Consider the following 18,871-nt stretch of genomic DNA (forward strand, 5'->3'; position numbering starts at 1 on the left):
TTCTTCCACCGTCACCCGCCCAGCCTAGTCAGCTGTCAATCTCCTGCGGCCCGGCAAGTGTCGTGCACCACTGCACGACCGGGCCGGCTAGTCGTCGTCGCCGTCGAGGCCGTACTCGGCGCGCAGGGCGTCGGCCTCGGTCGTGCGCCCGAGCGCGGCGAGCGCGCCGCCGAGCAGCCAGGCCGCGCGGCGTACCGCGTCGGAGTGTTCGGGCAGGCTACCGAGGGTGACCCGGAGCAGTGGCTCGGCCTCGGCCGGACGGTCGAGCCGAAGCAGCACCTCGCCGGTGAGCAGGTCGACGAGGAGGGCCTCGCCGAAGGCCTGGATCGACCGCAGGGCGTCGGCGGCACCCTCCAGCCTGGTCAGCGCCTCCTCCGGCCGGTCCGCGCCGACCAGCGCCCGGGCCGCCGCGTCGGCCAGCATCGCCCGCTCCCAGCGCACCGCCGCATCGGTGTCGGCATCCTCCTGATCCGGGGCACCGGTCTTGTCCGGTAGCGCCGCCGCCACCCGGTCTGCGGCAGCCAGCGCGGCGAGCGCCGCTTCCGGATCGCCCGCCCAGTGCTGGGCGGAGATCTCCCGGCGGCGCGCCCGCAGTTCGTCGAGCGGAAGCCCGGCGAGCTGGAACGCCGTCGCCGCGACGCCGAACCGCTGCGCGGCGAGGTTGTCCCGGTCCTGGGCGTAGAGCAGGTCGCCGGCCTCCTCCAGAACACCGGCCCGGGCGGGCAGATTGTCCGGCCCGTCCAGGTTTTCGGCGAGCTGGTCCAGCAGGGCCAGGGCCGCACCCTCCTCGCCCATCGAGCGGTAGATGCCGGCAAGCAGGTGCCGGCACCGGTCCGCGTCCGCCTGCCGGCCGAGCCGGTCCAGCTCGCCGACCGCCTCCTCCGCCGCCTCGGCCGCCTCCACCGGGCGGCCGGCCTGCCGGTAGGCGTCGGCCAGTTCCCAGCGCAGATAGGCCACGCCGTCGGTGATGCCGCGCTCGGCGCAGAGCGCCACCGCCTCCACCAGGTCGTCGACCGCCTCGCCCGGCCGGCCGGCGGCGACCAGCGCCCGAGCCCGACCGGTCCGGGCCGGCAGCGCCAGCCTGTCGTTGGCGAGGCGCACCGCGTCGTCGTACGCGACGACCGCCTGCGCCGGATCGTCGAGGGAGCCCGCATAGCCGAGGCTGGCGATCGCGGAGTGCTCGGGCAGGCCGAGTTCGTCGTAGAGTTCCCGGGCACGCAGCGCCGCCGCGCCGATCTCGACCCGCCGGCCCAGCAACTCCAGGACACGGAGCCTGGTCAACGCGACCCGGGCGACCAGATGCCGGTCGCCTGCCGTGGCCGCCTCGGTCGCCGCCCGGTCCGCCGCCGCCACCGCCTCGTCGCCCCGACCCCGCTCGGCGAGGGCGATTGCCAACCGGTCCTGTGCGGCCGCCCGGTGCCAGGCGTCGCCGTGCGCCATCAGGTAGTCGGCAGACTCCTCGACCAGCGGCACCCCCTCCTCCGGCTCGCCGGAGAGCAGCAGCAGTACGCCGAGCCGCCCGGCCACCACCTGCGCGCGGTGCGGATCCGGGATCTGCCGGTGCAGCGCCAGCGCCTCCCGGTTCGCCGCCACCGCCGCTTCCAGGTCGCCGTCCACCTGCCGCTCGACGGCCCGGAACTCGGCCCGGCGGGCGACGACGCCCGGCTCCTGCTGCTGGCCGGCGAAGCGCTCGTCGAAGACCGCCAGCAGTGCGGACATCTCGTCGTCGCGCTCACCGCGCCAGGCCGCGTCGACCAGGTCGAGCAGTTGCTCGGCGGTGGCGTCCGCCGGCACCTCGGGCCCGGATGGCGGAGAGGCCGTCACCCGGTCGCCGGAGTGCCCGACGGCGGTCCGGGCGGCTCCGGCGGAAGCATCCGCAGCGGCGTCACCGCTCCCGCTCCCAGTGCTCGTGCCGCTGCCGCTGTTTGTTCCACTGCTGGTGCTTGTGCCACTGCTGGTGCGGCCGGGGGCGGCACCGGTGGGTTTCGGTCCGGGCGTGGGGCGGCTGCGCGCGGTCGCGGAGAGTGGCAGGTAGTCCCCGACCGGTTCCCGGGCGAGCACCTCGGCGACGAAACTCGTCTGTGCGGTGCTGCCGTTGCGGACGTCGAACCGGGCGGCCAGCTCCCGGGCCGTCCCGGCCAGCTCGTCGGCGAGCACCGCCACCGGCACCTCGGTCGCCGGCCGATCTCCGAACTCCCGGCGGCGCACGGGCAGCTCGGCGTGCCCATCGGCGGCCAGCCGGCGCAGCAGCAGCGCGGCGCTGGCGGCGAAGGCCATCGCGTCGCCCGGTGACGGCGCCCGGTCCAACCACTCCAGATGCCGTTCGAGGATCTCCAGCCCTCGCGCCTCGTTGCCGGTCACCGCGCAGAACGCCAGATGATCGCCGATGTTCCACAGGTCCGCCAGGTTGGCCCGGTGCCGGCGGTACGCCCGCAGGTGCGCGTCCCGGGCCTGCTCCCGCCGCCCCGTGTGCAGGTACGGCAGCAGCAGTGCGGCGAGGACGTTCTGCGGCTGCTCGGTGCAGCTCAACCGGCCGGCGAGCACCGGCTCGGCCAGCGCCACCGACTCCTCGTAGCGGCGCAGGGTGTTCAGGTAGCCGATCTGGCCCGTCGGGTCGCAGCCGGCGCAGTCGGAGAGGTCGTCCCGGGGCGTGGTGGTCCACCGCCTGTACCACTCGGCGGCCTCGTCGGCAGCGCCCACGTGCAGGGCGACCTGGTGCCGCTGCTTGTAGACCGCCTGGAGGCTGTGGCCGCCGTCCCGGTAACGCCGCTCCATGTCGTCGAGCACCGCCCTGGTCCGGTCCAGCGGTATCTCCGGGAAGTAGAGCAGGGCGCTGATCATGTGCTTGAAGTACCAGAGCAGGTTGTGCTCGTACGGCCGGTGGTAGGGCCGCGGGTTGCGGTCGAAGTCGGCCAGGCACCAGGAGAAGCTGACAAAGGACCTGGCCGGCTCGCCACCGTAGTAGTAGGCGCTGGTGGCCAGCATCCGGGCGACGAAGGCCAGCCGCTCGTCGTCACCGGCGGCGTCGACCTGCCGGAGCAGCTGCTCGACGGCGGCGATCTGACCGCTGCCGAAGGGCATCTCGGCGACCCGGTCGAGCGTGCGCCAGAGTTCGTCGGTGCCGGACGTCATCGCCTCACTCCTGTCCGGGTACGGCCCGACCGAGCAGGCCGAGGAACGAGCTGTTCAGCAGGGCGGCGTCGGCGGGGCGGATCGGATGGTAGCCGAGCAGCAGTGCCTGCCCGTACAGGGCTTCGACGGCGAGCGCGATCAGCTCCGGATCGCCGAGGGCGCTGACCCGGCGGACCAGCGGGTTACGGTGGTTGAGCACCAGCTGCGGACGCTCCGCCGGGCCGGAGGCGGCGAGCGCGTCGAGCACCCCGGCCCAGGTCTCGTCGGCCCGCTCCCGGGTCGAGCGGAGTTGCTCCTCGAAGGCCGCCGACCGGCTGACGACATAGAGCGCCGGCAACGACGCCGGGGCGTACGCCCGGAGCACCACCTCGCAGCCGAGCCGGTCCAGGGCGCGCTGGGCGGCGACGACGAAGGGCCGCAGCGCCAGCTCGGTCGCCGGGTCGAGAGCGTCGAAGCGGGTCGTGAGATCGTTCGGCTCCAGCCGCTCCACCAGAATCGACCGGTCCACCGTCGGCAACCGCTCGATAATCTCGGTGTCGTACGTGTAACCGGCGTTCACCACCGCCACGTCCTGCGCCGCCGCCACCCCGGCGAGCTGGCGAAACTCGTCGATGCTCGCCGCGTAGCGGATCAGGCCGTGCCGCTGCCGGAACTCGGCCAGGGTGGTCTGCCCGGTGTTGGTCTCCATCGACCACCAGCGCTCGACCAGCCGCAGCATCTCGTCGTCGTGCAGGGCCAGCGCCTTCACCCCGAGGTGGTGCACCTGGAGAAACTCGGCGAGCCGGCGCGGCGCACCGCCGGCCAGCCGGACCAGCCAGCCCCGGAGCTGGTCGCCGAGCGCCTCCCGGGTCGCCTCCAGCAGGCTGTCCTCGTAGAGCGCCTCCCGGCTGGCGGTCGGGCGCAGCTCCGTGGAGTCGACCACGCAGCGGGCGAAGAACGCCCAGTCCGGCAGCAACCCGTCGGCGCCCTCGGTGAGCAGCATCCGCTTCAGGTAGACGCGGTGCCCGGGCCGGGCCGCCGGGTTGACCGGGGTGGGCAGGACGAACGCGGCTCCGGTCAGCCCCGCCTCCGGCACCGAGAGCGGTACGACGTCGAACGGGGTGAAGCCGAGCGCCTCGCGGGCGTACCGGAGGAGGTTCTCCCGGCGGGCGGCGGGAGAAGTGCCGGCGGCGGCCGACCACGGCGGCGGCCCGGCGGTCGTCTCGACCTCGCCGACGCTGACCCGGATCGGCAGCAGCGACCCGAAGAGTCGGGCCAGCTCGGTCACTGTCGGCCCGGTCAGCCACTGCTCGGCGCCGTGTCGGGGGACAAGGGTGACGGTGGTGCCCGGCTCGGCGCGCTGGGCGGCGGCGGCGGCCCGCTCGACCCGGTAGCGGCCGTCGGAGTAGCCGGTCCAGAGCACCGTCGGCTCGTCACCGTGCCGGGTGCTGACCCGCACCTCGTCGGCGACGAGGAAGCAGGAGAGCAGGCCGATGCCGAACTGCCCGAGGAACTCGTGGCGGGCGAAGCCCAGCTCGTCCCGCTTGGAGCTGCGGCCGATCGTGGCCAGCAACTCGTGCACCTGCTCCTCGGTGAGGCCGATGCCGGTGTCGTGCACCCGCAGGGTGCCGTCCCCGGTCAACTCCGGCGGCTCGATCCGGACCACGGCCGGCGCGCCCGGCTCGACGGCCCGGCGGGCGGTGATGGCGTCCACCGCGTTCTGCAACAGCTCCCGGACATAGACCCGGGGACTGCCGTAGAGGTGGTGGCTGAGCAGGTCGACCACGCCACGGAGGTCGACCTGGAAGGTCCGGTCCACGATCTCCTCGCCCACTCCCGTCCGTAACGCTGCTTCGCCGCTGTCCGGTGCCGGCACCACACCCCGGCGCGGTGACGGCGCTCACGGTACCGGCCCGACACGACACCTCGCCTCCTGCGTTCCCACCCGCGCCGTGGCGACCGGGCGGCTTGACTCTCGACCCGGTCGAGACCGCAGCCTCGGGCAGCCGGTGGTGTTGAGGGGAGGCGGTCATGCGGCTCGGTGGCTTCTGGACATTGTGGACGGGCGCGGTGGTGTCCCGGCTCGGTGACGCGCTGCGTACCCCGGCGCTGGCGCTACTCGCCGCGTCGGTGAGCCGGGACCCGCGCGCCGTCGCGGCGGTGGTGGCCGCCGGGCAGCTTCCGCCGCTGCTCTTCGGCCTGGTCGGCGGCGTCTACGCCGACCGGTGGGACCGGCGGCGGACCATGGCCACAATGGACGGCCTGCGCGCTGCCCTGGTCGCCGGCTTCGCGTTGCTGGTCGCCACCGGTGACGCCGGGATCGCCGTGCTGGTCGGCTGCGCGTTCCTGCTCGCCACCCTCGGCACCGTCTTCGACGCCGCCGCGTTCGCGGTGTTGCCCGGCATCGTCCCCGCCGACCGGCTCGCCGCCGCGAACGGTCGGCTCCAGGCGGGTACGGCGGTGGCCGGCGGGTTCGTCGGCGCACCGCTGGCCGGGGTGCTCTTCGCGCTCTCGGCTGCCCTGCCGTTCGCCGTCGACGCCGTGACGTTCGCGCTCGCCGCCCTGCTGGCGCTGACCCTGCGGATACCGACAGCACTCCCGACAGCACGCGCGACGACCGGCCCGGCGCGGCCCAGCGCTGGCGCCGGACGCGGCGACGGTGCCGGGCACCGTGCCACTGCCCGGCACCGTGCCACTGGCGGGCACCATGCCACTGCCCGGCACCATGCCACTGCCTGGCGGGTGGTCGGGGACGGGCTGCGGTGGATCTGGCGGGACGGCACGCTGCGTCGGATCACCCTGCTGACCGCGATCACCAACCTCGCCACCAGCGGCCTGATCGCGATCATCGTCCTCTACGCGCTGGAGGTGCTGGCGGTGCCCGCCGCCGGCTACGGGCTCTTCATGTCGGCGGCGGTCCTCGGCGCGCTGGCCGGTGGACTCTGCGCGGGCCGGGTCGCCGCCCGGCTCGGCACCCTGCCCGGCCTGCGTGGCGTGCTCGTGGTCGAGACGCTGGCGCTCGCCGCGCTGGCGCTGGCCCGGCAGCCGGTGCCGGGTGCCGTCGCACTCGCCGCCTTCTCCGCCGGCACCGCGACCTGGAACGCGCTCTGGTCGGCGTACGGGCAGCGGAACGTCCCCGCCGAACTGCTCGGCCGGGTCGGCAGCGCCCAGCGTACGGTCGGCATGCTGGCCGCCCCGGTCGGCGCGGTCGGCGCCGGCCTCCTCGGCTCCGCCGCCGGACTTTCCTCGGTGCTCTACGCCGCCACCGCCGTCTTCGCCCTCGCCACCGCCGCCTCCTGGCGCACCCTCCGCAGCAAGCCACGGTACGACAGCAGATCCCCTGCCATCACCTGACCACCTTCGCCCGCCCGCCAAAGGTTCAGATTGGTGCCCAACCTCGTCGGAGCGCGTGGACAGTGTCAATCTTGATGACTTGTTGCGCCCGGAACGACAAGAGGTCGTCAAGATCTGTTCGCGTATGCGTCCTGCTCCGAGTGGATCGAGGACGGTCGCACGGCAGGACGCCCTGATTGTTTCGATCCTTGGCCAACCGCCAATATCGATCGACCGGAGAAGGGCGCGCATCGATTTTCGCGGCATGTGCAGAGTCGCGGAGGATCGACCTCCGCATCCAGCTATCTCGATACGGTTACCCGACCGGGTCAACTGTCATCGACATCGGTAACAGCTTCGCAGCACGCCAGAACGCTCTCCACAGTTCAACCCGCTCAGTCGGCAATTCCGACCCCGACCTGGGTCGGATCCTTCCGCGAGGATGATCTATGGCGACGCTCCGCAACGAATGCGAGGACATCCTCGACCGGTTGCCCACGCCCGCGCTCGCCCGGATGGCTACGGAACTGGAGGCGACGGGCCAGCAGTTGGCGGCGGTCCTGCGCGGAACCGACCATGAAAGCGCCCGTGACGCCGTCCGCGAGGTGGAGGCGGCGGCGGAGGCGCTCGTCGAGGCAGTGCAACGGCTCAGTCGCTCCGCGTCCGTCGGTCGCCGGTTCGCGGAGTTGCTGTGATCGGAGCGGTCGCGGGCGAACTGCGTCGGGTGCTGGCTGCGCTACCCATCAGAGCCCTGGTCGGCGCCCGGCAGGAGATCCAATCCAGCTACCTGCGTTGGCACCGGGCCACCCGGGGATCGGCCCGACAGGATCCGCTCGACGCGCTGACCGAGATGCGGGTGGCCCGTGGGTTGGTCGACGAGGCGGTCGCCCGGCTGCAGAAGGCCCGCGAGGGGATCGGGGCGTACGCGAGCCACATCGAGGGCGTGGCCGCGCGACCTCCCCCCGTGCCGGATACCGGCAGCGTCCATTCGCCGCCGTCAATGGCATTCGACCCGACTCCACACCTGCCGCCGCCCGCGCCACCGCGCACCCCGGGTGATCGCACCAAGACCCGTGGCAACTATGTGCGGGGGGACCGGGTCGAGGAGCTGGTCAGCGGTGAACACGACCGCTTCTCGGCGCAGGTCAACCAACACGCGCGGCGGCTCGGCCTCGTTGGACCCGATGGAGGGTTGCGGGCAGCCGCCGATGTGGAGCTGCGGTTCGCCATGCGGATGCGCGAGGAGGACATCAGATCGGCGATCATCCTGATCAACCGCGAGCCCTGCAAGGGGCGGTACGGCTGCGATGACCTGCTGGAGCGATTCCTGCCACCGGGCGCGACCCTGACCGTCTACTGGTCCGATCGGGAGGCCGGCTGGCGACAGAAGACCTACCGAGGAGGTGAGCATGGATGACGGGCGACGTGACGGCCTACTACCTGCACCAGCACGGCGACGCTCCGGTCGTGGTCCGGACCGTCGAGGAGATGGACCGGCTGATCGACGACCTGCTGTCGCAACCCTTCGACAACAGCGTCTGCACGATGTATTCCTCGGCCCGTCCCGACCGGCCGAACGGTTTCCCCGACCACGAGTTCGCGGTGGCGGTCAACCCGGAGGACGCCGTCGGCGGCCTCTGGTTCGACGACTTCGACGCCAACTGGTACACCCTCGGCACCCCGAGCAGGCACGACCAGGTCTCCTATTACTACATGGAGAGCGAGCGGGATTTCCCGCACGACTCGGAGATCCCGCTCGCCCTCGTCCGACAGGCCGCCCGGGAGTTCCTGGTCAGCGGTGGGCAACGACCCACCTGCGTGTCCTGGCAGCGAGTCCCGCCGCCCGACCTCAGGTGAGCTCGGCGCGCGTCCCGAGCCGCCGGACGAACGACCGCCACGTCTGCGGGTCGAAGGTGCCGCCGTGACCGCACGTGACGAATGCCCTCCTGAGGCGGCAGACAGCAGCGGCCCGTCCCCGCCCCATCATGCGGGCGGTTACCCGTGGGTCGAGGCTCAGTATTCGTTTCCCGCATGCAGCCAGGAGATGTAGTCGGCGACCGCACGTTCGGTGTCGTATTCGGGTTTGTAGCCGGTGTCCTGCTGGAGTCGGGTGATGTCGAGATAGTTCTGCTGCCTCGGCCCTCCGCTGGGCAGGTCGACCCGGGCGTCGGGGATCACCTGCCTGATCGCGGCGATGATCTCGGCGTTGGTCGTCGCGCGACCGGACGCGACGTTGTAGGTGCGGTGGTTGAGCCGGTCAGCGAGTTGGAGGAGTGCGATGGCCCGGCCGGTGTCCTTGACGTAGCACAGGTCGATCGAGTCCTCCGCGTGCGCGGGTACGTAGAGCGTGGAGAGGTCCGGCTCGGTTCCTCTGGCGGCGGCATGGATGAGTTCGGGGGCGGCGAAGAACAGCGCGCCATGGGGATCGCGCGGGCCCCAGGTGCCGGAGATGCGGTAGTTGACGACATCGATGCCGGTGACATCGGACAGGTGGTCGTTGAGGATCTCACCGATCTTCTTGAACGTCGGGATGACGTGGGGTGCGGTCATCGGCAACGGCATGTCCTCGCTGAGCCTGCCCGCGCCGGCCACGCCGGAGTAGACGCCGATCGTGCTCGCGACACCCACTCGGTCCACGCCCCAGTCCCGGGCGACCTGAATGATGTTGAGCAGACCGCCCAGGGCCTCCCGGGTCTGCTCGACGGGCCGCTCGGGTTCGGGCGGCCAGGGCATGGAATAGGCGAGGTGGACGATGCCGGTGATCTTGTGGCGCCTGCCGACATCGCGCAGCGCGCTCAGGTCGGTGATGTCGGCCTGCTCGACCGCCACCTCCTCGCCGACGAAGTCTGCGCGGGTCTCAGGGGCCCGGCGCTGGACCAGCACGCAGGCCGCGCCCAGGTCGAGCAGTGCCCGAACGGTCTGGGAACCGATGAAACCCAGACCTCCAGTGACCAGGATCATTACCCTTCCCTTTCAGTCGTTGAGCTGATCGTCAGCATCACTGACAATCAGCTTAGCGATAGCATGGGCGACATGTCCAGTGACGACGACGGGCCGGGCCCCGCCTTGAGCAGAAACCTGGTCTATCTGCTCAAGCACGCACAGCTCCGGATGACCGAACTGACCACGAACGCGTTGACGCCGTTCGGCATCGACGGGCGCGAACTGGGGGTGCTGCTTGCCCTGACCGGCCGCGAGCCGGCGTCTCAGCAACAGGCGGCGCAACGGCTGGGCATCGACCGCACGACGATGGTCGCGCTGCTGGACGCGCTGGAGGGTAAGGGCCTGGTGTCACGCCACCCGCACGTGGAGGACCGCCGCCGCAACGTCGTCGAACTGACCGACGCCGGAAAGGACACCCTCCAAAAGGCCACCGAGGCAAGCGATGGCGCCGAGCGTCAGTTCCTCGCGCCGCTCAGCCCACAGGCCGCAGAGCAGCTACGGAACTCACTGCGGACGATCGTCATCCCTCCAGGCAGCTAGATCCGATCTCACTCGGGTGCGTGCCGGACCCGCGTTGACAACCAACAGCGGGTCTCCTCTGCCCGGCGCGCCGCTACGCCCACGGTTCAGCGCTACGCACCTGTTCAGCGCTACGCCCACGATCCGATCACGGACCGGGGCTGAGGAACCGGCCGGCGGTGCCGTGCCTCTACCCGGCATGACGACGACAGAGCGCGACGACGCGCCGGGGTGCGCCCCGGCCACACCACCCGGCAGCACGACACCAGGGCGTTCCCCGGCGACGAGGCGCGATGTGCTGCGGTTGGCAGGGGCGGCGCTCGCCGGAGCGACCGGGGTCGGGGCGATTTCGGCGAGCGCCGGCTGCCAGTTCCGGGCCGGAGAGCGGGCCGCCGGGCGTGGCGTGCCGGGACCACCGGACGCGCTCGTGGTCGAGTTGACCGGTGGGAGGCTGGCGGTGGTGGAGGCGGCAACCGGGCAGCTGCTGGTCCAGCCCGCACCGGCGGTGCTCAGCGGCGACGGTCGCCGGCTGGTCCGGGCCGAGCAGTCGGCCGGGACGACCCGGTTGACGGCTCACCGGTTGCCGGCCGGCACGGCCGTCAGCGCCGGCACGCTCACCGGCGCGCTCGCGGTCCGGGCCACCTCCCCGGACGGCGACCTGGTGGCGCTCGCCGACGACACCGGGCCGGACCACACTCCCTACCGGCCGGGTCCTCGGGCGCGGACCACGATCGTGATCGCCAACGGCGCCGGCCAGCGCCGCCGGCTGGAGCTGCCGGGCAACCTGGAACCGGAGGCGTTCGACGCCGCCAGGCAGGCGCTCTTCGTCCTCGACCACCTGCCGCCGACCGCGCCGGACCGCTACCGGGTACGGGTCGTCGACATCGCCTCCGGCCGGGTCGAGCCGCTGCTGACCAGAGTGAAGGCGGTGGTGCCGGAGGGTGTGGAGGAGGAGATGCGCGGCGAGGGCCGGCAGGCGGTCTACGACCCGGTGCGCAAACGACTCTTCACGCTCTACACCCACCAGCCGGACCACGTGCACACCCGGGACCGGGTCGCCGCCACGAACGGGGCCGGGGACGGGGACGAGGCCGGGGACGGTGCCGCCGGGGCCCGCGAGGACGCTCCGCACGTGCACGCCTTCGTGCACACACTCGACCTGACCGAACGCTGGGCGTTCTGCGTCGACCTGCCGGCGCCGTACGGCGAGCTGTCGGCGGTGGGGCACACGATCGCGCTGAGTCCGGACGGCACCCGGCTCCACGTGGCGGACACCGGCAGCGGAGCACTGGCCACGATCGATCCCGAAGGACTCACCGTGCTGGAGAGCTTCCGGTTCGACCCGCCGACGGGCGGCACCGGGGCGGCCGGCGCGGCCCCGGTTGACGCCGCGCCGGCCGCCTCGACCGCGCACGCCGACGGGATGGTGCTGGTCGGGGCCGGTCGCGAGGTGGTCGGCCTGGCGGGCTACACGCGCGGTAACGACCCGCGCTGGTCCACCCCCGCCGAGGTACGCGGACTCGCCGCCCCGTCCTCCGGCGACCGGCTCTACGTCGGCCAGCCCGACGCGGTGCTCCGGGTGGAACCGCGCAGCTGGGCGATACGGCAGCGTATCGACGTACCCGGTCTGGTGGCCGTGCGCCGGGTCGTCCCCGCCGGCTGACGGACGCCCCGGCCGACTCCGGTCAGGGGGTGAGGCTGCCCGGCTGGTCGCCCTTGACCACGGGCGCCCGGACCAGGTTGCCCCACTCGGTCCACGAGCCGTCATAGTTGCGCACCTGCGGATAGCCGAGCAGGTGCCGCAGCACGAACCAGGTGTGACTGGAGCGCTCGCCGATCCGACAGTACGCGATGACGTCGTCGTCCGAGGCCAGCCCGAGCTGGTCGGCGTAGATCGCCCGCAGCTCGTCGGGGCCCTTGAACGTGCCGTCGTCGTTCGCCGCCGACTTCCACGGCTTGCTCAGCGCACCCGGAATGTGCCCACCGCGCAGCGCGCCCTCCTGCGGGTACTCCGGCATGTGGGTCAGCTCGCCGGTGTACTCCTTCGGCGAGCGGACGTCGACCAGTGGCCTGCCGGCCGCGATGTGCGCCAGCACCTGGTCCCGGTACGCCCGGATCGGCGCGTCGTCGCGCTGCGGCGTCGGATAGTCCGCCGGGGGACGCTCGGTCTTCTCCCGGGTGAGTTCCCGACCCTCGGCGACCCACTTCTGCCGGCCGCCGTCGAGCAGCCGCACGTCGGGGTGGCCGAAGAGGGTGAAGACCCAGAGCGCGTACGCCGCCCACCAGTTGAAGTTGTCGCCGTAGAAGACGATCGTGTCGTCCCGGCCGATCCCCTTGGCCGCACAGAGCCTGGCGAACGCCTCCGCGTCGAGGTAGTCCCGGGTCACCTGGTCGTTCAGCTCAAGGTGCCAGTCGACCTTGACGGCGCCGGGGATGTGCCCGGTCTCGTAGAGCAGCACGTCCTCGTCGGACTCGATCACCACCAGGCCCGGCTGGCCCAGGTGCTCGGCCAGCCACTCGGTGGTGACCAGGCGCTGCGGGTCGGCGTAGCCCTGGAGGCTCGGTGCGGAATCGCTCGGCATCGGCATGATCCCCACCGTACGCCGGGCGCCTGCTGGAGGAGGCCGGCTCGTCTCGGTTAACGTCGTCACATGGCGGATCCGACCCGGACAGGTGTACGACACGAGGGTCGGACCTTCCGGCGCGAGGACTGGTACGGCGACGAGTTCGTCGAACACGAGTACGTCGACTGCGAGTTCTTCGACGTCGACCTGACCGAGGCGACCGTGCAGCGGAGCAGCTTCACCAACTGTGCCTTCGGCAACGTCCGGTTCAACGCCTCCCGGCACACCGACTCGGCCTTTCTGCGCTGCACCTTCACCCGGTGCAACTTCTTCGAGGCCGAGTTCGCCGGCTGCAAGCTGGTCGGCAGCACCTTCACCGAGTCGGCGGTCCGGCCGCTGACCGTACTCGGCGGGGACTGGTCCTTCGTCGGACTCCCCGGCGCGGACCTGCGCGGTGTCACCATCCAGGGAGTACGGATGCGCGAGGCCGACCTGACCGGCGCCAACTGCACCGACGCGATCCTCACCGGCGTCGACCTGTCCGGGGCGCAGTTGCGCGCGGCCCGGTTCGTCCGGTGCGACCTGCGCGGCAGCGACCTCAGCACGCTCGACCCGACCACCGTCGAGCGCTCCGGCGCGATCGTCGACCCGACCCAGACGATCGTGCTCGCCCAGGCCCTCGGCTTCCAGGTCGGCTGAACCGGCCGCACCCGGCACCGGCCGCACCGGCGCTGGATGGACCGGCGCTGGATGGACCCCGGTCAGTCCACGGGCGACTGCCGCTGCGGGTACGGCCCCAGCGTCGGCCGCTTTGCGGTGATCGTGTCGCCGGAGGAGCGGCCGGTGAGCCGGCGTCGCACCCAGGGAGCGAGGTACTGCCGCATCCAGCGCAGGTCCGCGCCCCGGGCTGCCAGCCACGGCGTCGGCGCCGGCCGGGGCGGGACCACCAGCCAGCTCTCGACCGGGGAGATACCGAGGGCCGTCAGCACCCGGGCCGCGACCCGGCGGTGCCCGGCCGCCGACAGGTGCAGCCGGTCGGCGCTCCAGAGCACCGGGTTGCCGAAGACCTCGTCGGCGTAGAGGTCGACCAGGGTGGCGCCGTGCCGGTCGGCGATCTCACCGATGCCCCGGTTGAGCACCGCCACCCGGGGTGCAACTATCCGCTGGCCGGGCAGCCTGGCCATCACGTCGGCGAACCGGAACAGCAGCACGTCCGCACCGGAGGCCCGGAACTCCTTGATCACCTGGTCCGCGCGCTCGATCAGTGCGTACGGGTCGCAGCTGCGGCGCAGCACGTCGTTGCCACCGGCGGCGAAGCTGACCAGATCGGGGCGCATCTCGAGGGCCGTGGGCACCTGTTCGGCCACGACGTTGTCGAAGAGCCGGCCCCGGATCGCGAGATTGGCGTACCCGAAGTCGGGCCCGGCCCCGGCGGCCAGCGTCGCGGCCACCAGGTCGGCCCAGCCCCGGAAACCGCCGTCCGGGTACGGGTCGTCCAGTCCCTCGGTGAAGCTGTCTCCCACCGCCACGAAGGTGCGCCAGCGCACGTGCGCCTCCCCTGCTGCTTCCCCACAAATTCCCACTTGGGCCGACCCGGCGCCAGTCTGTCAGCCGGTCCCGGCTCCGGCACACAACCGCGGCCCGGCGTGACCGGCGCCGCACACCCGAGCGCCTCGGCAAACCGGGTGCCCGCGACCGCCCCGGCGGTTCCGGTGGCCGCGACCGCGCCCGCAAATCCGGTGCCCCGCTCCCGAGCCGGGTCTAGGCTGCCCGGATGCTGCTGCGGATGTCCACGCTGTTTCTGCGTACGCTGCGCGAGGACCCGGCCGACGCGGAGGTGCCGAGCCATCGGCTGCTGCTCCGGGCCGGTTACGTCCGCCGCGCCGCCCCGGGCGGCTACACCTGGCTCCCGCTCGGCCGGCTGGTGCTGGACCGGGTCACCGAGGTCGTCCGGGAGGAGATGGTGGCGATCGGCGGTCAGGAGGTGCTCTTCCCGGCCCTGCTGCCCCGGGAGCCGTACGAGACGACGGGCCGGTGGACCGAGTACGGCGACGACATCTTCACCCTCACCGACCGGCGGGGCGCCGACTATCTGCTCGGCCCCACCCATGAGGAGATGGCCACCCTGTTGGTCCGGGACACCCTCACCTCCTACCGGGACTTCCCGGTCTCGATCTTCCAGATCCAGACGAAGTACCGGGACGAGGCGCGGCCCCGGGCCGGGCTACTGCGCGGGCGGGAGTTCCTGATGAAGGACTCCTACTCTTTCGACCTGGACCGGGCGGGGCTGGCGGCGGCGTACGACCGGCACCGGGCGGCGTACCAGCGGATCTTCGACCGGCTCGGGTTGACGTACACCATCGTCGCGGCGACCTCGGGCGCGATGGGCGGCTCGGCCTCCGAGGAGTTCCTCGCCGCCACCGAGGTCGGCGAGGACACCTTCGTCGGCTGCACCGCCTGCGACTACGCCGCCAACACCGAGGCGGTGGCGACCCCACCGGCAGCCGTCGGCGACGTGCACGCCCATCCGCCGGCGCAGGTGCACGACACCCCGGAGACGCCGACCATCGAGTCGCTGGTGGCGCTCGCCAACGACCGCCGGCTCGGCGGCCGGAGCGGCTGGACGGCCGCCGACACCCTGAAGAACGTCGTGGTCGAGCTGCGCCGGCCCGGCGCGGACGAACCGGAACTGCTGGTCGTCGGCGTACCGGGGGACCGCGAGGTGGACCTGGAGCGGCTCGGCGCGGCGGTGAGCCCCGCCACCGTGTCGATGTTCGACAACTTCGCCGGCCGGCCCGAGCTGGTCCGGGGCTACCTGGGCCCGCAGGTGCTGGCCAAGCTCGGCATCCGCTATCTCGTCGATCCCCGGGTGGCCACCGGTACCGCCTGGCTGACCGGCGCCAACGAGCCGGGTCGGCACGCCACAGACGTGGTCTGCGGTCGGGACTTCACCCCGGACGGGACCATCGAGGCGGCCGACGTGCGGGCCGGCGACCCGTGTCCGGCCTGCCGGCCCGGGGCGCTGACGATCCGCCGGGGCATCGAGATCGGGCACGTGTTCCAGCTCGGCCGCCGCTACACCGACGCGTTCCGGGTCGACGTGCTGGGCCAGGACGGCAGGCCGGTCCGGCCGACGATGGGCTGCTACGGCATCGGCGTCTCCCGGGCGGTGGCCGCGATCGCCGAACAGCACCACGACGGGCAGGGCCTGGTATGGCCGTCGGCGGTGGCGCCCTGCGACGTACACCTGGTGGCAGCGGGCAAGGGGCCGCAGGTGGAGGCGGCGCTGGAGTTGGCCGAGGAGTTCGCCGGGCGTGGGCTGCGGGTGCTTGTCGACGACCGGACGCACGTCTCGGCCGGGGTGAAGTTCGCCGACGCCGAGCTGATCGGCATCCCGCGTACCGTCGTGCTCGGCCGCCGCTGGGCCGACGGGTACGTCGAACTGCGCGGCCGGGCCACCGGCGAGCGTACCGAGCTGCCCGCCGCAGCGCTGTGGGAGCTACTCACCCCCTCGCGCTAGCCCGAGGTCAGCTCAACGGGATGCCGTCCGCCCGTTCAGGAACTGCTGGCGCGCCGCCCCGATGCTCCGCGCACCGGGCCTGATAGAACCGCTGGCACTCGTCGTACCGCGGCAGCAGGTCGGCGGCACGCAGCTCGGCCAGGGTTGGTGCGTGGGCGTCGCGCTCGGAGAGGACCGGATCGATCTCGGTCGGCCAGGGCAGTGCCAGCTCCTCGTCATGCACGTGCACGATCCGCTCGCGCGCCGGAGCGTACCGGGCGGAGCAGAGGTAGCTGACGATGCTCTCCTCCTCCAGCGCCACGAAGGCGTGCCCGAGCCCTTCGGCGAGATAGACGGCGCGGTTGTCGATGGTGTCCAGTCGGGTCACCTCGTGCCGGCCGAAGGTCGGCGAGCCGACCCGCAGATCGACCACGATGTCGAGGACGGCACCGCGCGGGCAGTAGACGTACTTGGCCTGGCCGACCGGTACGTCGGCCCAGTGCACCCCTCGGATCACACCCCTGCGGGACACGCTCTGGTTGGCCTGGGCAACGGGGAGGTCGAAGCCGAGGGCGTCGGCGAAGGCCGCCGCGTCGTACCAGACGAGAAGCCTGCCCCGGTCGTCGGAGAACTGCTGTGGGAGAAACTCCCAGGCTCCCGGGATGGACAGCTCGGTAACCTTCACTGGTCACACCTCCACAATCGCGCGGCCCCCTCCGACTTATCGGGCTAAAGGCACGATACCGCCCAGCAACCCAGAGTGGCCGATCGGAAACCCGACATGGTGTAAGCGTGCCGACCAAGGGCGGTCATGGGCCAGCGGCACGCCGAGCGTTCCTACGGCGTACCCGAAGCCGACCGAGGCCGGAGCGGTCTCGGTAGCCTGGGGCCATGCCGCAATCGATGCCGCCGAAGCTCGCCGAGATCGTGGCGGAGTTCGCCGCCGCCCCCCGGGACGTGGTCCTCGAGATGCTGCTGGAGTTCTCCGACGCGGTGCCGCCGCTGCCGACGGAACTGACCGGGCACGCCGGGATGGAGCAGGTCCCGGAGTGCCAGACCGCGTTCTTCCTCCGCGCCGAGGTGGCTCCCGACCGCACCGTGACCACCTGGTTCGACTGCCCGCCGGAGGCACCCACCACCCGGGCCTTCGCCGGCATCCTCGCCGAAGGACTGGCCGGGGCGAGCGCCGACGAGGTGCTGGCCGTGCCGGACGACCTCTACCAGCGGATGGGTCTGGCCCAGGCGATCAGTCCGCTGCGGGTGCGGGGTGGCAACGCCATCCTGGCCCGGCTCAAGCGGCAGGTCCGGGAGCAGCTCGGCGGGGTGTGACCGGACGCGGACGGGCTCGGCACCCGGGTTCCGGGGCGCTGGCCGCGACGCAGCAACGTTTCACGTGCAACAGTATCGACATCTGTCACTTTCAGGTGGGCTTGCGAACAGGTCACACCGCCGCGCCGGCCACCCGTTCCACCTCGGTCAGCATCAGTCGCAGCGACAGGCTGTGCCGCTCGGGCGGCAGCCGGTCCAACGCTCGCCGCGCGTACCCGAGGCCGCCGGCGGCGTCTCCGGCCGACGCCATCATCAGTCCCCGGTGCAGCTCGATGTGGGTGGCGAACCGGGGCAGGATGGCCGGCCGGGCCCGGTCCGCCGCCTCCTGCGCAGCCACCGCTGCCGGGTGGCCGAGCCGGGAGAGCAGCATCGACTCGAAGGTGTGGAACCGCCACTGCGGCACCGCGAAGTCGGAGATCTGCTCGGAGCTGCCGGCGGCGTCGAAGAGCCGGCGGGTATCGTCCAGTTTGGCCAGTGCGACGGTTGCCTGTCCGCGACAGGCGGCGACGTGCGCCTGTGCCGTCAACGCGTTGAGGCGGCCCAGGGTCGGGCGGTCGGAGAGCGCCACCGCCTGCCCGGCGAAGCGGGAGGCGACCGGCAGGTGTGCCCCCTCGTACGCGAGCGCGAGCGCGGCACGACCGCGTACCCAGACTCGCGTCGCCAGGTCACCGGAACGGTCCGCCGCGACCGCCGCCATCTCGTACGACCGGATGGCCCCCCGGCCCCCGTCGTTGCTGGGCAGGGTCTTGCCGTGCACCGTCATCAGCCGGGCCGCCACGCCCCACAGGTGCGGGCTGTCCAGCTCCTGTTGCAGCACGACGAGATCGGCGGCGAGCCGGGCCTGCAGTTCGGCGGCACCGAGTGACATGTAGTCCTGCCCGTACGCCTCGGCCCGGGCGACCCACTCGTCCACGTCCCGCCGCGGGCCGATGGCGGCGGCGAACCCGTGCTGGACCAGGTCGGCCACGGCGGAGGAGACGACGACGGTCGCGGCGAGCGCGAGGGCACCTCTGCGGTTCACGCTGTCTCCCAACACCCGCTCGTAGGCCAGGACCAGGTCCGGCGTGGCCGGCCGTTTGCCGAGCTCGACGTTGCACAGATGACTCTTGCTGTAGTTGGTGCGCGCCGCCATCTGGGTCAGGGTGACCTGGGCGTCCGTGCGCGCCACCCTCAGCCTTGCGCCGACGTGATCCATCCGTCTACCGCCTGTGCGCTCGGGAAAACACCTGAAAACCGCGCCTACTATCGGTAGTTCTCTGGTTACGGGAACGTGGGGATGTGGATCGCTTCTGTTCGATATGGCACCGGTCAATGTTCTACCGCTTCCGGGCCCGCAATGTAAGCCCGGGGTGACCTCGGGACCGGCGCCGGGACAGTAGCCCCACGGCCCGCGGGTATGACGCGGCCGGCCTCGACGGTCTCCAGGTCGGCCCGTGATCGGTCCGCGCGGACCGGGGTGCGAGCCCGCTCTCTTCCCCCTGGGAAGCGTGGCAGCGCCCCACCGGGTGCGGCGGTCGTGCCGGCGGCCGCCGCACCTTTCCAGGCAGCTCAGGAGGCGGCTCGTGCGCGGGAG

General features: G+C 72.3%; 16 protein-coding genes. 9 read left to right on the top strand and 7 right to left on the bottom strand.

The window, feature by feature from the left end; genetic code table 11:
* Positions 1-87 precede the first annotated feature (87 nt).
* Positions 88-3,132 carry a hypothetical protein gene (locus ACN28C_RS05330; protein ID WP_422772456.1) on the bottom strand — a complete coding sequence of 1,015 codons (3,045 nt, stop codon included), beginning with the start codon at positions 3,130-3,132 and terminating at the stop codon, positions 88-90.
* A 4-nt stretch (positions 3,133-3,136) separates the two neighbouring features.
* Positions 3,137-4,930 carry an HSP90 family protein gene (locus ACN28C_RS05335; protein WP_422774534.1) on the bottom strand — a complete coding sequence of 598 codons (1,794 nt, stop codon included), beginning with the start codon at positions 4,928-4,930 and terminating at the stop codon, positions 3,137-3,139.
* A 212-nt stretch (positions 4,931-5,142) separates the two neighbouring features.
* On the opposite strand from ACN28C_RS05335, the gene ACN28C_RS05340 reads away from it, so the two are divergent.
* The 4 genes from ACN28C_RS05340 (at position 5,143) to ACN28C_RS05355 (ending at position 8,301) form a co-directional block, all read left to right on the top strand.
* Entirely contained in the window at positions 5,143-6,465 is a 1,323-nt protein-coding gene (locus ACN28C_RS05340) for an MFS transporter (RefSeq protein ID WP_422772457.1), read from the top strand.
* A 428-nt stretch (positions 6,466-6,893) separates the two neighbouring features.
* Complete coding sequence (locus ACN28C_RS05345; protein ID WP_422772458.1) at positions 6,894-7,139, top strand: hypothetical protein; 246 nt, start codon at positions 6,894-6,896, stop codon at positions 7,137-7,139.
* A complete protein-coding gene (locus ACN28C_RS05350) occupies positions 7,136-7,861 on the top strand; it encodes a DddA-like double-stranded DNA deaminase toxin (RefSeq protein WP_422772459.1) in 726 nt (241 codons plus the stop codon). Before ACN28C_RS05345 ends, ACN28C_RS05350 begins: the two co-directional genes overlap by 4 nt.
* Positions 7,858-8,301, top strand: a complete 444-nt coding sequence (locus ACN28C_RS05355; RefSeq protein ID WP_422772460.1) for an Imm1 family immunity protein — start codon at positions 7,858-7,860, stop codon at positions 8,299-8,301. Before ACN28C_RS05350 ends, ACN28C_RS05355 begins: the two co-directional genes overlap by 4 nt.
* Positions 8,302-8,457: 156 nt before the next feature.
* On the opposite strand, the gene ACN28C_RS05360 is transcribed toward ACN28C_RS05355, so the two are convergent.
* On the bottom strand, positions 8,458-9,405 hold the full coding sequence (locus tag ACN28C_RS05360) for an NAD-dependent epimerase/dehydratase family protein (protein ID WP_422772461.1): 948 nt from the start codon (positions 9,403-9,405) through the stop codon (positions 8,458-8,460).
* 72 nt (positions 9,406-9,477) lie between these two features.
* On the opposite strand from ACN28C_RS05360, the gene ACN28C_RS05365 reads away from it, so the two are divergent.
* Together ACN28C_RS05365 and ACN28C_RS05370 are read left to right on the top strand one after the other, a co-directional pair.
* The gene (locus tag ACN28C_RS05365; RefSeq protein ID WP_422772462.1) at positions 9,478-9,927 is read left to right on the top strand and encodes a MarR family winged helix-turn-helix transcriptional regulator; all 450 of its coding nucleotides are present in this window, start codon (positions 9,478-9,480) and stop codon (positions 9,925-9,927) included.
* A gap of 178 nt (positions 9,928-10,105) precedes the next feature.
* On the top strand, positions 10,106-11,569 hold the full coding sequence (locus tag ACN28C_RS05370; RefSeq protein ID WP_422772463.1) for a hypothetical protein: 1,464 nt from the start codon (positions 10,106-10,108) through the stop codon (positions 11,567-11,569).
* A 22-nt stretch (positions 11,570-11,591) separates the two neighbouring features.
* On the opposite strand, the gene ACN28C_RS05375 is transcribed toward ACN28C_RS05370, so the two are convergent.
* Complete coding sequence (locus ACN28C_RS05375) at positions 11,592-12,494, bottom strand: sulfurtransferase (RefSeq protein ID WP_422772464.1); 903 nt, start codon at positions 12,492-12,494, stop codon at positions 11,592-11,594.
* 63 nt (positions 12,495-12,557) lie between these two features.
* Here ACN28C_RS05375 and ACN28C_RS05380 point away from each other — a divergent pair, with 63 nt between their 5' ends.
* Complete coding sequence (locus tag ACN28C_RS05380) at positions 12,558-13,169, top strand: pentapeptide repeat-containing protein (protein ID WP_422772465.1); 612 nt, start codon at positions 12,558-12,560, stop codon at positions 13,167-13,169.
* Between the two features lie 62 nt (positions 13,170-13,231).
* On the opposite strand, the gene ACN28C_RS05385 is transcribed toward ACN28C_RS05380, so the two are convergent.
* Positions 13,232-14,017, bottom strand: a complete 786-nt coding sequence (locus tag ACN28C_RS05385; protein WP_422772466.1) for an SGNH/GDSL hydrolase family protein — start codon at positions 14,015-14,017, stop codon at positions 13,232-13,234.
* A 227-nt stretch (positions 14,018-14,244) separates the two neighbouring features.
* Between ACN28C_RS05385 and ACN28C_RS05390 the strand changes: the two genes are divergently transcribed.
* A complete protein-coding gene (locus ACN28C_RS05390; protein WP_422772467.1) occupies positions 14,245-15,990 on the top strand; it encodes a proline--tRNA ligase in 1,746 nt (581 codons plus the stop codon).
* 7 nt (positions 15,991-15,997) lie between these two features.
* On the opposite strand, the gene ACN28C_RS05395 is transcribed toward ACN28C_RS05390, so the two are convergent.
* On the bottom strand, positions 15,998-16,654 hold the full coding sequence (locus tag ACN28C_RS05395) for a dTDP-4-dehydrorhamnose 3,5-epimerase family protein (protein ID WP_422772468.1): 657 nt from the start codon (positions 16,652-16,654) through the stop codon (positions 15,998-16,000).
* A gap of 206 nt (positions 16,655-16,860) precedes the next feature.
* Here ACN28C_RS05395 and ACN28C_RS05400 point away from each other — a divergent pair, with 206 nt between their 5' ends.
* Positions 16,861-17,298: a SufE family protein gene (locus ACN28C_RS05400; protein ID WP_422772469.1), complete on the top strand. Its 438-nt coding sequence runs from the start codon at positions 16,861-16,863 to the stop codon at positions 17,296-17,298.
* A 112-nt stretch (positions 17,299-17,410) separates the two neighbouring features.
* Here ACN28C_RS05400 and ACN28C_RS05405 read toward each other — a convergent pair whose 3' ends face one another.
* Positions 17,411-18,493: a helix-turn-helix domain-containing protein gene (locus ACN28C_RS05405; RefSeq protein WP_422772470.1), complete on the bottom strand. Its 1,083-nt coding sequence runs from the start codon at positions 18,491-18,493 to the stop codon at positions 17,411-17,413.
* Positions 18,494-18,871 lie beyond the last annotated feature (378 nt).

The organism is Plantactinospora sp. WMMC1484, assembly GCF_049315195.1.
Taxonomy (GTDB): Bacteria; Actinomycetota; Actinomycetes; order Mycobacteriales; family Micromonosporaceae; genus Plantactinospora.

Coding starts and splice junctions, on each gene's coding strand:
- ACN28C_RS05330 (WP_422772456.1), bottom strand. CDS start 3,132: ATGACGTCCGGCACCGACGAACTCTGGCGCACGCTCGACCGGGTCGCC.
- ACN28C_RS05340 (WP_422772457.1), top strand. CDS start 5,143: ATGCGGCTCGGTGGCTTCTGGACATTGTGGACGGGCGCGGTGGTGTCC.
- ACN28C_RS05345 (WP_422772458.1), top strand. CDS start 6,894: ATGGCGACGCTCCGCAACGAATGCGAGGACATCCTCGACCGGTTGCCC.
- ACN28C_RS05355 (WP_422772460.1), top strand. CDS start 7,858: ATGACGGGCGACGTGACGGCCTACTACCTGCACCAGCACGGCGACGCT.
- ACN28C_RS05360 (WP_422772461.1), bottom strand. CDS start 9,405: ATGATCCTGGTCACTGGAGGTCTGGGTTTCATCGGTTCCCAGACCGTT.
- ACN28C_RS05365 (WP_422772462.1), top strand. CDS start 9,478: ATGTCCAGTGACGACGACGGGCCGGGCCCCGCCTTGAGCAGAAACCTG.
- ACN28C_RS05370 (WP_422772463.1), top strand. CDS start 10,106: ATGACGACGACAGAGCGCGACGACGCGCCGGGGTGCGCCCCGGCCACA.
- ACN28C_RS05375 (WP_422772464.1), bottom strand. CDS start 12,494: ATGCCGATGCCGAGCGATTCCGCACCGAGCCTCCAGGGCTACGCCGAC.
- ACN28C_RS05380 (WP_422772465.1), top strand. CDS start 12,558: ATGGCGGATCCGACCCGGACAGGTGTACGACACGAGGGTCGGACCTTC.
- ACN28C_RS05390 (WP_422772467.1), top strand. CDS start 14,245: ATGCTGCTGCGGATGTCCACGCTGTTTCTGCGTACGCTGCGCGAGGAC.
- ACN28C_RS05400 (WP_422772469.1), top strand. CDS start 16,861: ATGCCGCAATCGATGCCGCCGAAGCTCGCCGAGATCGTGGCGGAGTTC.
- ACN28C_RS05405 (WP_422772470.1), bottom strand. CDS start 18,493: ATGGATCACGTCGGCGCAAGGCTGAGGGTGGCGCGCACGGACGCCCAG.